At 62.3% G+C, this 12,459-nt stretch carries 10 protein-coding genes; 6 read left to right on the forward strand and 4 right to left on the reverse strand.

What is annotated here, in order from left to right; genetic code table 11:
* Nucleotides 1-5: 5 nt before the first annotated feature.
* From SNL23_RS20905 to SNL23_RS20920, 4 genes are all read right to left on the reverse strand, one after another.
* Nucleotides 6-3,542 (reverse strand): molybdopterin cofactor-binding domain-containing protein, encoded by a 3,537-nt coding sequence (locus SNL23_RS20905; protein WP_318303357.1) that lies wholly within the window; start codon nt 3,540-3,542, stop codon nt 6-8.
* 16 nt (nt 3,543-3,558) lie between these two features.
* Entirely contained in the window at nt 3,559-4,035 is a 477-nt protein-coding gene (locus SNL23_RS20910; RefSeq protein ID WP_076013599.1) for a (2Fe-2S)-binding protein, read from the reverse strand.
* 256 nt (nt 4,036-4,291) lie between these two features.
* Nucleotides 4,292-4,726: a MarR family winged helix-turn-helix transcriptional regulator gene (locus tag SNL23_RS20915; RefSeq protein ID WP_167664219.1), complete on the reverse strand. Its 435-nt coding sequence runs from the start codon at nt 4,724-4,726 to the stop codon at nt 4,292-4,294.
* A gap of 155 nt (nt 4,727-4,881) precedes the next feature.
* Nucleotides 4,882-5,934, reverse strand: a complete 1,053-nt coding sequence (locus tag SNL23_RS20920; RefSeq protein ID WP_318303360.1) for a 2,5-dihydroxypyridine 5,6-dioxygenase — start codon at nt 5,932-5,934, stop codon at nt 4,882-4,884.
* 307 nt (nt 5,935-6,241) lie between these two features.
* On the opposite strand from SNL23_RS20920, the gene SNL23_RS20925 reads away from it, so the two are divergent.
* From SNL23_RS20925 to SNL23_RS20950, 6 genes are all read left to right on the forward strand, one after another.
* Entirely contained in the window at nt 6,242-7,375 is a 1,134-nt protein-coding gene (locus SNL23_RS20925) for an FAD-dependent monooxygenase (RefSeq protein ID WP_003215332.1), read from the forward strand.
* Nucleotides 7,372-8,181 (forward strand): alpha/beta fold hydrolase, encoded by an 810-nt coding sequence (locus tag SNL23_RS20930; protein WP_167664217.1) that lies wholly within the window; start codon nt 7,372-7,374, stop codon nt 8,179-8,181. The genes SNL23_RS20925 and SNL23_RS20930 overlap by 4 nt, the downstream gene beginning before the upstream one ends.
* Before the next feature lie 11 nt (nt 8,182-8,192).
* Nucleotides 8,193-8,945, forward strand: a complete 753-nt coding sequence (locus SNL23_RS20935) for a maleate cis-trans isomerase family protein (RefSeq protein WP_167664216.1) — start codon at nt 8,193-8,195, stop codon at nt 8,943-8,945.
* A gap of 188 nt (nt 8,946-9,133) precedes the next feature.
* A complete protein-coding gene (locus SNL23_RS20940) occupies nt 9,134-9,766 on the forward strand; it encodes an N-carbamoylsarcosine amidohydrolase (RefSeq protein WP_076013604.1) in 633 nt (210 codons plus the stop codon).
* A 141-nt stretch (nt 9,767-9,907) separates the two neighbouring features.
* Entirely contained in the window at nt 9,908-11,218 is a 1,311-nt protein-coding gene (locus SNL23_RS20945) for an MFS transporter (RefSeq protein ID WP_076013605.1), read from the forward strand.
* A gap of 27 nt (nt 11,219-11,245) precedes the next feature.
* The gene (locus tag SNL23_RS20950) at nt 11,246-12,328 is read left to right on the forward strand and encodes a nucleoside hydrolase (RefSeq protein WP_318303362.1); all 1,083 of its coding nucleotides are present in this window, start codon (nt 11,246-11,248) and stop codon (nt 12,326-12,328) included.
* The last annotated feature ends 131 nt before the right edge of the window (nt 12,329-12,459 follow it).

A 12,459-nucleotide genomic window follows, 5' to 3' on the forward strand; every position in this document is an offset into this window, starting at 1 on the left:
GTGAATCAATGGGTGCCGGGGTTGGCTCGCAGGTGCGCCACGGTTTGCTCGAGGCCTTCCCACTGCGGTGCATTGGGCGCGAAGCGGGTACGCAGGTATGACGCCAGCTCTGCCACTTGGGTATTGGACAGACTGTCCTTGAACGCCGGCATGTACCCCAGATCCTTGGTCGCCGGGGTGCTGATCCCTTGCAGAATCACCTTGATCAGATTATCCGGTTGATCGCTGTGCACGTTGGTATTGGTCGCCAGTGACGGGCTGACCCCGAACAGTTTCGGCCCCTGCCCGTCGGCATGGCAGGCTTTGCACGAACCTTCAAATACCCTTCGCCCATTGGCATTGGGCACCGTCGCGGCCGCCACCACCTGCGCTTCTGCCGCCGCGCTGTCATTCAGCGAAGCCAGGTACACCGCCATCGCGCGGATGTCGGTCTTGGGCAATTTCGCCAGTTCTGTCACCACCGGCCCCATCGGTCCTGTCGCTACACCGTGGGCATCGGAATAACCGGTGCTCAGATAGGTGAACACCTGGTCCTCGGTCCACGGCGTCGGCGCCTTGGACAAGCCATTCAACGCTGGCGCTTCCCAACCATCCACCCTGCCGCCCGCGAGGAACGCTTTACCGCCCTTCTCCGCCCCCATCAGGTTGCGCGGCGAGTGGCAGGCCGCGCAGTGCCCCAACCCGTTGACCAGATAGGCGCCGCGATTCCATTGCTCACTTCTTTGGGGTTGCACGCTGATTTCCCCTCGGCGCAAAAACAGTGCATTCCACCCGGCCATCAACGGCCGGATATTGAACGGAAACTTCATCGCATTCTGTACCGGTGCCTGGCTGACCGGCGCCTGGGACATCAGGTAGGCGTACAGCGCCTGCATGTCCGCATCGTTGATATTGCGAAACGCGGTATAGGGAAACGCCGGGTACAGGTTACGCCCGTCGCGGGCGATGCCGTCGCGCATTGCCCGCTCAAACGCAGGGTAGGACCAGTTGCCAATCCCGGTCTTCTCGTCCGGGGTGATGTTGCTGCTGTACAGCGTGCCGAACGGCGTATGCATGGCCAGCCCGCCGGCATTGGTGGCGCCACCCGGCGCCGTGTGGCACACCGCGCAATCCCCTACCGCCGCGAGCAAACGCCCGCGCTCCAGAGTGGCCTTGGACCAGGTGCCGGCGCTGGGCGGGGCGATCGGGGCGATCTCACTGTGAAACGGCCACGCGGTGGCGGCCATGCCCAGTACCGCGCCAAAAGCGGCGAACAATGAACCGAACAGCCATTTGCGGCGCTTCTCCGGGGACTTCGCCGGCTCGCCCAGCGTGCCGGCATTCAGCGCAGCCAGCACGCGCTCGGGGGTAATCGGCAGCTCGCGAAAACGAATCCCGGTGGCGTCGTAGATCGCATTGGCGATCGCCGCCGCGCTGGGTACCGAGGCGGACTCCCCGGCGCCCATCGGCGGCTGGTCCTGGCGCGGCATCATCAGTACGTCGATCTGCGGTACTTCAGGAAAGGTCAGGATCGGATAACCGCCCCACTCCTTGCTCGCCACGGTGGACTCTTCAAAGGTCACACGTTCCTTGAGCACGCGGCTGGTGGACTGGATCACATTGCCGTGGATCTGATGCTGCACCCCCGCCGGGTTGATCATCATCCCCGAGTCGTGCCCGATCACCACGCGGGTCACCGAGACATCGCCGGTCTGCTTGTCGATGGCCACATCCGCCACCCAGGCCGCCCACGCCGCGCCGAAGCCGGGGAATTTGCTGTGGATGTAACGCGCGTAGGCAAAGCCTCGGCCTCGCAGCAGGTGGTCTTCGTTGGCGGTTTGCATCGGCGCAGTGCGCGGTGCCCAGTTGGCCCGCTCGGCGGTGGATTTCACCAGGTCGATGGCGCGCTCATCCTTCAGGTAACGCAGGCGGTATTCCACCGGATCGACGCCGGCGGCAAACGCCAGTTCGTCGATATAGGATTCATGGGCGAAGGTGTTGGGCAACGCCGACACGCCGCGCATCCACGAAGCACGCACGATCGGCGCCATGTCGTTGATGGTGACGCGCATGTTGTCGATGTCGTAGGGCGGGATTGAGGTGCGGTCGCCCATTTCGAACATCGCCGCCACCGGCTCGACCCGGCCGGTCAGCAGCAGCGCCAGGGTGGGCGCGCCGTTGGACGGGTAGCTGGTTTCAAAGTCATAGCCGGCGATGCTGCCGTCGGCGTTCAGGCCGCCGTCGACATCCATCAATTGCGCGGTGCCCTTGGGCTCCCACAGGTGCTCCTGTTCGCGGGTCAGTTGCACCCGCACCGGCTTGCCCACGGCGCGGGACAGCAGCAACGCGTCAGCGCACACGTCATCCGCGCAATTGCGGCCGTAGCAGCCGGCCGCCTCCATGCGGATCACGTCGATGGATTCTTCCGGGCACTCCAGCAGCCACGCAAGATCAGCCCGCAGCAGGTGCGGGTTCTGGCTGCCGGACCAGACCCGGCTGACCCCGGGCTGATAATCCGCCACGCCGCAGGACGGGCCGATGGAACCGTGCATCTGGTACGGCCACAGGTAGGTGCGCGGCATGCGCTGGCTGGCGGCGGCCAGGGCTTCGTCGACATTGCCTTGGTCGAGTACGGTTCGGCGTACCCGTGGGTTGTCGCGAATCGCCTGCTCCACGTCGCTCATGTCCGGCAGCTGGTTATTCCAGGGTTTCCAGTGAACCCGGAGTTCATGGGCGGCCTTGATCGCCTGTTCTTCACGCAAGGCCACCACACCGACAAAATCGCGAATCACCACCACCGCAACTATCCCCGGGATGTGGGCTATGGATGATTCGTCGACGCTCAACAGGCTGTTGCCGACAAAGTCGCCGCAATCCAGCCCCGCGTACGGCGGGCGGACCACCCGACCGTGAAGCATGTCCGGCACGCGCATGTCGTGGACGTAGGTCAGCTCGCCAGTGGCTTTGCCGGGAATATCCACCCGGGCTGCGCCCTTGCCCACCAGGCGGTAATCGGCGGTAGCTTTAAGCGGTGCATCGCCGCTGATGCGCAGTTCGTCATGCTCGCCCGTGACCAGTTCGCCATAGGTGGTGGTGCGTCCGTCTTCGGCGGTAATCACGCCTGTGTCGACCGTGAGGCTCTGTGTACTGACCGACCAACGTTGCGCCGCCCGCATCAGCAGGAAACGCCGGGCTTCGGCAGCGGCATTGCGCAACGGGATTGCGGAGATCTGCAACGTTGCGCTGGCAATGGTCGCGCCCTGGTTCGGCGCCCGCTCGGTGTCGCCCAGCACCATGCGCACCTGCTCCATGGCCAGGTCCAGTTCTTCGGCGACGATCTGCGCCAGGGACGTGCGAATGCCGGTGCCCAGGTCCACATGCCCGTTGAAGGCGTACACCAGCCCGTCATCGTTCACGGCAATAAACAGCCCCAGCTCCTTGGGCTTGATCGTCGGGGTACCACCCTTGGCCACCGGCCCCGAAGGCGGCAGCACGTCGTCGACGATCAGCAGGACGCCGGCCTTGGCCAGCCATTGGTCGCGGGAAGGGATTGTGTCAGTCATGGTCATCGATCCACGTTCAAGGCGTTTGGCGGGCGGCACGCAGCACCGCGCGGAGGATTTCGATATGGGTGCCGCAACGGCAGAGGTTGCCCGACAGTTCGCTGCGCACCTCGGCTTCGCTGGGGTTGGGGTTGCGGTCGAGCAAGGCCTTGGCGGTCATGATCATGCCGTTGAGGCAGTAGCCGCACTGCGCGGCCTGCTCGTCGATAAAGGCCTGTTGCACCGGGTGCGGGGTTTCGCGGGTGCCGAGGCCTTCCAGGGTGACGATGTCGCGGCCCACGGCGCCCGACAGTGGGAAGACGCAGGAGCGTGCAGCCACACCGTCGATGATTACCGTGCAGGCGCCGCACTCCCCCAGGCCGCAGCCGTATTTGGGGCCGTTGAGTTGCAGGTCATTGCGCAGGATCAGCAATAGCGGGGTGTCGGCCATCGCGCTGACTTCGCTGGTGTGACCGTTGACCTCAAGCGTTACCGTGATGTGCTGGCTGATCATTCGCTTTGCCCGTTGGGTTTGGTGAAGTGCCCACTACATCAAACAGTCAAAAAAAGCGTCGCGTACCTGGGGTCTCGCGACACACTTGACTGGTGAAGTGGTTACTACATCAAAGCAGAGCAAAAAAGGTGCCAGCCCTTTGTAGGAGCGAACTTGCTCGCGAAAAACTCAGGGACACCGCGGGGAACCAGACTAAGCGCGTTATCGTTAACGCCCTTCGCGAGCAAGCTCGCTCCTACATAGGTTGGCGGGGCTTTCAGGTTTGGGGGTCGTCGATCATTTTGCGTAGCAGGAACAATACGGCGACGCGTTCGGCGGGGTTGAGGTTGCTCAGGGTCAGTTCGGTAATGGTGGCGGCGCAAGGTACGGTTTGCTGCACCAGGGCGGCGCCGGAGTCGGACAGGTTGACTACGACTTTGCGTTTGTCCTGGGGATCGGGTTCGAGGGTGATCAGTTCGCGGGCCTTGAGGCGTTCGACGATGCCGCGGATGGTCGCCTGGTCGACGGCGGTGGCCTTGACGAGTTCAGTGAGCGAGCTTGCACCGTGATCGCGCAGGGCGCACAGGGTGACGAACTGCACGGCGGTGAGCTGGGAGTCGCCGACGTTCTGCTGGAAGATCGCCAGGTGGCGCTGGTAGGCCTTGCGCAACAGGTGGCCGACTTGCTCGGAGAAAACGTAGGAATCAGGCACGGCGGGCTCGGGGAGGCGGTGGTCGATGGGGTGGCATCTTACATCTGTAGGAGCGAGCTTGCTCGCGAAGGTCGTCAACGATGACGCGGGGGGTCTGGTTTCCCTCGGTGTCCTTGAGTTTTTCGCGAACAAGCTCGCTCCTACAGGTGGAGGTGTCAGGGGGCCAGGGAGGCTTGGGGGGCTACGACGTCGCCGGCGATGACGACGGCTTGGTCATCAAGGTAGACGTCGCAATTGCGCAGCGGGATGTCCATGTGGCACGGAGTTTTGCGGGTGCCGCCGACTTCGGTGTTCGGGCCGGTGGAGAACAGGAAGTTGCCGTAGAACGCCCGGGCGTCCATGCACATGCCGTCGTTCTTGTCGTGCAGGCCCATGGCGGTCCATTGCGCCCGTGGTTGCAGGCCCCAGCCGATGTGGGAGATGCCGTATACCTCGGGGTCGTTGAAGTATTTCATGTAGTCGCGCAGGTATTCGGCTTCGAAACCGCCATGGATTTTTGTGATGAAGCCCTTCTCGATCTCCAGGGTGATTTTCTCGCGGGTGTAGGTCTTGAACGGCAGCAGGATGTCGCCGATATCCAGCACCAGCACGCCTTCGGCGGTTTCTTCATTGGGCCAGGAGAACAGGAAGCCGCTGGGCCAGTGATCCCAGCGCCCGGGCTCGTCAGCAAAGCCGTATTCGGTGACGGACGGGTATTGCCCCAACGCTGCACGAAAATCACTGCCGGCGCGGGATTTGACGTGGATCGAGCGGGCCTTTTTCAGCAGCTCTTCAGCAGCCAGCACCCGCACCTTGTCTTCTTCGGTAGGCAGCATGCGCGCCAGTACTTCCGGGGGTTCTACCGCCAGCAGGATGCGTGTGCCGGTCTTGAGGATCTGTTCCTGCTCCGGCGAGTGCAACAGCATCATGGTGTCGACGATCAGGTCCGCCGCCTCCAGCGCCCGCTGGGCTGCGATGTTGCCGGTCAGCGCGGTGTCGCCGCAGTAGGCGGTCATGTCATTGCCCATCGCCCGGGGGTGGTTGAACGACGGTAATTCCACCGCATACACCTTGGCCCCCAGGCGCTGCGCCGCATCCATCGCCGCACGCACGGTGCGCGGGTCGGAGTAATGGCTCTTGAGCACGGCAACGCTCTGGGTCGGGTCGACCTTAGAGAGCTTCAACACGTGCTCAAACATCTGGGTCAGTTCGCAATCACTTACCGGCATTTCCTGTCTCCTCAGCTGCTGCACCAAGATCTTGCAGTGCGCTTCACTCTAGTGCGTTTTTATAGCGTATACGCCAATTAACCACGATAAGAACTGATTTTATGATGGACTGCAAGCGCCACGCCAAAACGTTACTAATCCACACAAACCCAATGTTATATGGCGATAAACGGTTACAGGGGATCGATATGGCCAAAAAAACAATTTTTCAGACTCGGGCTTTTCATTTGAAAAAATGAGCGTATACACTTTAAAAGCCTTGCGGACTGACGCCGCCGGCCATCATTCGAAAAGAGGACCACGCCCCATGGGAAGCACACAAAAAATCGCAATCGTCGGCGCCGGCCTTGGCGGTGCCGCCGCTGCCACCCTGCTGCAACAGGCAGGGTTCGACGTGGACATCTACGAGCAGGCGCCGGAGTTTTCCCGTCTCGGTGCCGGGATCCACATGGGCCCCAACATCATGAAAATCTTCCGGCGCATGGGCATTGAAAAGCAGCTGGACCTGATGGGCTCTCACCCCGAGCACTGGTTCAGCCGCGACGGTGAAACCGGCGACTACCTGTCCCGCATCCCCCTGACCGGCTACGGCGCGTCCTACATCACCGTGCACCGCGGCGACCTGCACGCGCTGCAGATGTCTACCCTCAAGCCCGGCACCCTGCACTTCAACAAACGCCTGGAAACCCTCGAGGAAACCGACACCCAGGTGCGCCTGACCTTCGCCGACGGTGAAGTGACCTACGCCGACATCGTGATCGGTGCCGACGGCATCAACTCGCGCATTCGTGAAGAGCTGCTGGGCGCGGAAAAGCCGCTGTACAGCGGCTGGGTCGCCCACCGCGCGCTGATCCGGGGCGATCAACTGGCCAAGTACGACCTGAAGTTTGAAGACTGCATCAAGTGGTGGACCGAGGACCGGCACATGATGGTCTACTACACCACCGGCAAGCGCGACGAGTACTACTACGTCACCGGCGTGCCGCACCCGGAATGGGACTTCCAGGGCGCCTTCGTCGACAGCAGTCGCGAAGAGATGTTCGACGCCTTCAAGGGCTACCACCCCACCGTCCAGGCCCTGATCGAATCCACTGAAAGCGTGACCAAATGGCCGTTGCGTAACCGCAACCCGCTGCCGCTGTGGAGCCGCGGCCGCCTGGTATTGCTGGGCGATGCCTGCCACCCGATGAAGCCGCACATGGCCCAGGGCGCCGGCATGGCCATCGAAGACGCGGCGATGCTCACCCGTTGCCTGCAGGAAACCGGCATCGGCGACTACCGCACCGCTTTCGAACTGTATGAAGCCAACCGCAAGGAGCGCGCGTCCCGGGTACAGGCCGTGTCCAACGCCAACACCTGGCTGCGCACCCAGGAAGATCCGGACTGGGTCTACGGCTATGACCTCTATGCCCAGCAGCTGAAGTCGGGGGTGGCCGCGTGAGCAGCTTTCTCTACGGTGGCAACGTCCAGGCCAACGGTATTCGCCAGCATTACTTGCGTTATGGCGGCAAAGGCCCGGCGCTGATCCTGATTCCCGGCATCACCAGCCCGGCGATTACCTGGGGTTTTGTTGCGGAACGCCTGGGCCTGCATTTCGATACTTATGTGCTGGATGTGCGCGGGCGTGGCCTGTCGTCCACCGGCCCGGAACTGGACTACAGCGCCGACACCTGCGCCGATGATATCGGCGCCTTTGCCGACGCCCTCAAGCTCAAGAGCTATCACCTGGTGGGCCACTCCATGGGCGCGCGGTTTGCGGTGCGCAGTGCGGTGCGCCATCCACAGGGCGTCAACCGTTTGGTGCTGATCGACCCGCCGATGTCCGGCCCGGGTCGCCGGGAATACCCGAGCAAGCTGCCGTGGTACGTCGATTCGATTCGTCAGTCCCTGGTCGGCATGGATGCGGAGGCGATGCGCGCCTTCTGCGCCACCTGGACCGACGAACAACTGCAACTGCGCGCCGAATGGCTGCACACCTGCTACGAGCCAGCCATCGTTCGCGCCTTCAACGACTTCCACACCGTCGACTTCCATCAGGACCTGCCGCACCTGGAGGCCCCTGCCCTGTTAATTGTTGCCGGACGCGGCGGTGTAATTCAGGCCGAAGATGTCGCGCAAGTCCGACAGTTACAGCCAACCCTGCAGGTCGCCCATGTGCCAAATGCAGGACACATGATTCCCTGGGACGACCTTGAAGGCTTTTTCGCTGCCTTCGGCGACTTCCTCGGCCAGCCCCTGACTGCATAACGGAGACCATCATGCTCAAGCCTTACCGTATCGGCCAGATCGTGCCGAGTTCCAACACCACCATGGAGACCGAGATCCCGGCGATGCTCAACGCGCGCCAGGCGATCCGCCCGGAACGTTTCACCTTTCACTCCAGCCGCATGCGCATGAAGCAAGTGCGCAAGGAAGAACTGGCGGCGATGGACGGCGAGTCCGACCGTTGCGCCATCGAACTGTCCGACGCCAAGGTCGACGTGCTGGGCTACGCCTGCCTGGTGGCGATCATGGCCATGGGGTTGGGTTACCACCGTAACTCCGAGCAACGCCTGCGCAAGGCCACCGCCGACAACGACGCCAACGCCCCGGTGATCACCAGTGCCGGCGCCTTGATCGAAGGCCTGAAAGTCATGGGTGCCAAGCGCATCGCCATCGTCGCGCCGTACATGAAACCGCTGACCGAACTGGTGGTGAACTACATTCGCGAAGAAGGCTTTGAAGTGGTGGACTGGCGCGCCCTGGAGATCCCCGACAACCTCGAAGTGGCCCGCCACGACCCGGCCAACCTGCCGGCCATCGTTGCCGGGATGAACCTGGAAGGCGTCGACGTGATCGTGCTGTCGGCCTGCGTGCAAATGCAGTCGCTGCCGGTGGTGGCCAAGGTCGAAGCGCAAACCGGCCTGCCGGTACTCACCGCCGCCATCGCCACCACCTACGCCATGCTCAAGGCCCTGGACCTGGAACCCATCGTCCCCGGCGCCGGCGCCCTGCTCTCCGGCGCCTACTAACCCTGAGTTGACAACACCTTTGTGGCAAAGGGGGTTGTTGTGGCGAGGGGGCTTGTCCCCCGTTGGGCTGCGCAGCGGCCCCAAAAAAGCCGGGAGCGCTTCGCACTCCAACGGGGGACAAGCCCCCTCGCCACAGCAAGCTCCCTCGCCACAAGGTATGTGCACTGTCCATTACCGAGGACTGAAAGATGACCGAACAATCCGCCGACGCCAACTACCAGGGCGTCTGGGGCAACCGAATCGGCTTCGGCAAAAAATCCGCCCTGCTGATGATCGACTTCATGCAAGGCTATACCACCGAAGGCGCGCCGCTGTTTGCCCCCGAAGTGCGCATCGCCGTGGCCGAAAGTGTCGAACTGCTGGCCTGCGCCAGGCGTCACGGGATTAGCGTGGTGCACACCAATATCCGTTACCATCCCGGCCATTTCGCCGACGGCGGTATTTGGGTAAAAAAGGCCCCGGTGATGAAAGACATGGTCGAAGGCAACCCCATGGCAGCCTTCTGCCCCGAAGTCCTGCCCCTGGCCAATGAAGTGGTGATCACCAAACAATACGCCAGCGCGTTTTTCGGCAGCAGCCTGGCCCCGATGCTGCACGCCCAGGGCATCGACACCGTGGTGCTCGCCGGCTGCTCCACCAGCGGCTGCATCCGCGCCACCGCAGTCGATGCAGTGCAACATGGCTTTCGTACCATCGTCGTGCGCGAATGCGTCGGCGACCGTCACCCGGCGCCCCATGAAGCCAACTTGTTTGATATCGACAGCAAGTACGGCGACGTGGTCAGCAAGCAGGAGGCGATGAACAAGTTCAAGGAGCAATAATGTTTCTTTAAGAACCGCGCCACAGAGCGCGGTCTTGCACTCTTCTGACACTGCCTTTGGACGTCGCTTTCTCAGCACTCCGAAGTGCTGAAAAAAAAGCGGCTGTATAAAAACCATAAGTCACCGCCAGGAGACACCCCAATGCCCATTGCGAATGCAGCGCCCGCGACTACGGTCGCCGATCCGGTCAACACGCTCTACCACAAGATCACCTGGAAGCTGATTCCGTTCCTGTGTTTCTGCTACCTCGCAGCCTACCTGGACCGCATCAATATCGGCTTTGCCAAACTGCAAATGCTCGACCAGTTGCACTTCAGCGAAACCGCGTTCGGCCTCGGCGCCGGGCTGTTTTTTGTCGGCTATATCCTCTTCGAAGTCCCGAGCAACCTGATCCTGGAAAAGGTCGGTGCGAAGATCTGGATCGCCCGCATCATGATCACCTGGGGCCTGCTCTCGGCCTGCACCATGCTGGTCACTTCCACCACCCAGTTCTACATCCTGCGATTCCTGCTGGGCGCCGCCGAAGCCGGGTTCCTGCCGGGCGTCCTGTATTACCTGACCACCTGGTTTCCCACCCATCGCCGAGGGCGAATCATCGCCCTGTTCATGATCGGCCTGCCGCTGTCCAGCGTGATCGGCGGCCCATTGTCCGGCTGGATCATGAGCCATTTCGACAACACGGGCGGCCTGCGTGGCTGGCAGTGGCTGTTCCTGATCGAGGCGGTACCCAGCGTGCTGCTCGGTATCTGGACCTTCTGGGCACTGCCCAACTCCTACCAGCAAGCCAAATGGCTCTCGCCGCAAGAAAAGACCCTGCTGGAAAGCGAGTTGCGCAAGGACGACGCCGACGGTGCCGACAGCAAGCACAGCTTCCGCGACGGTTTCTTCAACCTCAAGGTATGGATGCTCGGCGGAATCGACTTCTCGATCCTGCTCAGCGCCTACGCCATGGGCTTCTGGATGCCGACGTTCATCCGCAACGCGGGCATCACCGACACCTTCCACATCGGCATCCTCACCGCGTTGCCCAGCGTGGCCGCACTGTTGGGCATGCTGCTGATCGGCGCCAGCTCCGACAAACACCGCGAACGCCGCTGGCACATCATCGTGCCGTTTTTCATCGGCGCGGCAGCGATGGCCGCCAGCACCTTCTTCACCCATAACGTGGTCGCCACCGTGGCCCTGTTTGCGATTGCCTCGGCGGCGATCATTGGTGCGGTGCCGGTGTTTTTCAGCCTGCCGGCGACCTTTCTCAAAGGCACCGCAGCCGCCACCGGGTTCGCCCTGGCCTGCTCGCTGGCGAACATCGCAGGCCTGGTGAGCAACTCGTTGATGGGGGTGGCGATTGACGTCACCGGCAGCAGCGCAGGCGCCTTGTGGTTTTTCGCCGGCTGCCTGATTCTCAGCAGCTTCCTGGTCATCGCCTTGCCGGCGAAACTGGTGAACCGTTAATAACAACAATTCCTGGGGTGAGTCTCCATGCAAGGTTTCATCAAGCGCTGTGCCCTGCTTGTCGCCTTCGGCCTGTGTGCCGGTACGGCGCAGGCCGCAGAAAAGGTCATCTTCGACACCGACTTCAACGTGCTCAACGATGACGGCCAGGCCTTTATCATGCTTGCCCAGCTACATGGGCAAAAACGCGTCGACCTGCTGGGCATGACCCTGGTCAGCGGCAATGCCTGGGTCGACCAGGAACAGGTGGATGCCCTCAAGGCCGTAGAGCGCATGGGCGTGGAAAAGGAGGTCGGCGTCTATTCCGGCGCCGCCTACCCGCTGCTGCATGACTACGCCACCTATGAGGCGGAAAAATCCCTGTTCGGCTCCGGCTGGCCAGGCGCATTCAAGAACCCGCGGCCAACCAGCGCATCACAGCGGGTAGCACCGCCGGACGGGCTGGCGACCCACACCACGCTGCGCAAGGAAACCGCCGTGCAGTTCATCGTCGACAGCGTGCGGGCCAATCCCCACGAGGTGACGATTCTGGCGGTCGGCCCACTGACCAACATTGCCCTGGCGATTCGTTCGGCGCCGGACATCGTGCCGTTGATCAAGCGCATCGTGTACATGGGCGGTGCCCTTGAGATTCCGGGCAACACCACGCCGGCGGCGGAGTTCAACTGGTGGTTCGACCCGGAGGCCGCGAAGATCGTGTTGCGCTCGCCGATCGAACACGTGATTTTTCCCAACGATGTCTGTGAGAAAGTCACCTTCGACAAGACGGTGTACGAGCGGGTGATTGCCCACAAAGGCGCGATTGCCGACCTGTACAAACACGAGTTCGGCCCACTGTTCGACAAAGACCCCACCTACCACAGCTTCACCTGGGACAGCCTGCCGGCGCTGTTTCTCGTGAGCCCCGAGATCGTCACCGAATCCCGTGAACTGTGGGTGGACGTAGACACCACCTTCGGCGCCGATTACGGCCGGGCACTGGGCTACAAGAAAGGTGCTCCGGTGGGCACGCAGAAGGCCAAGGTGGTGTTTGCCGTGGACCAGAAGAAGTTCTGGGATCTCTACGTCAACCTCGTCACCTTGCCGACGCCAGTGAAAGCTCCCCGCTAAGCGCTTAAGCCGCGCAACAAAGTCATCGAGGCTTGTTGCGCGCCGCCTCGCAACACCCGTTCAAGCTTCATTCCCGTTTTATTGGAATCACCCCTTCGGATTTCACCACATAGGTGACACCACAGAACGCT

Origin of the sequence: Pseudomonas sp. SED1 (genome assembly GCF_034044025.1) — a bacterium.
Taxonomy (GTDB): domain Bacteria; phylum Pseudomonadota; class Gammaproteobacteria; order Pseudomonadales; family Pseudomonadaceae; genus Aquipseudomonas.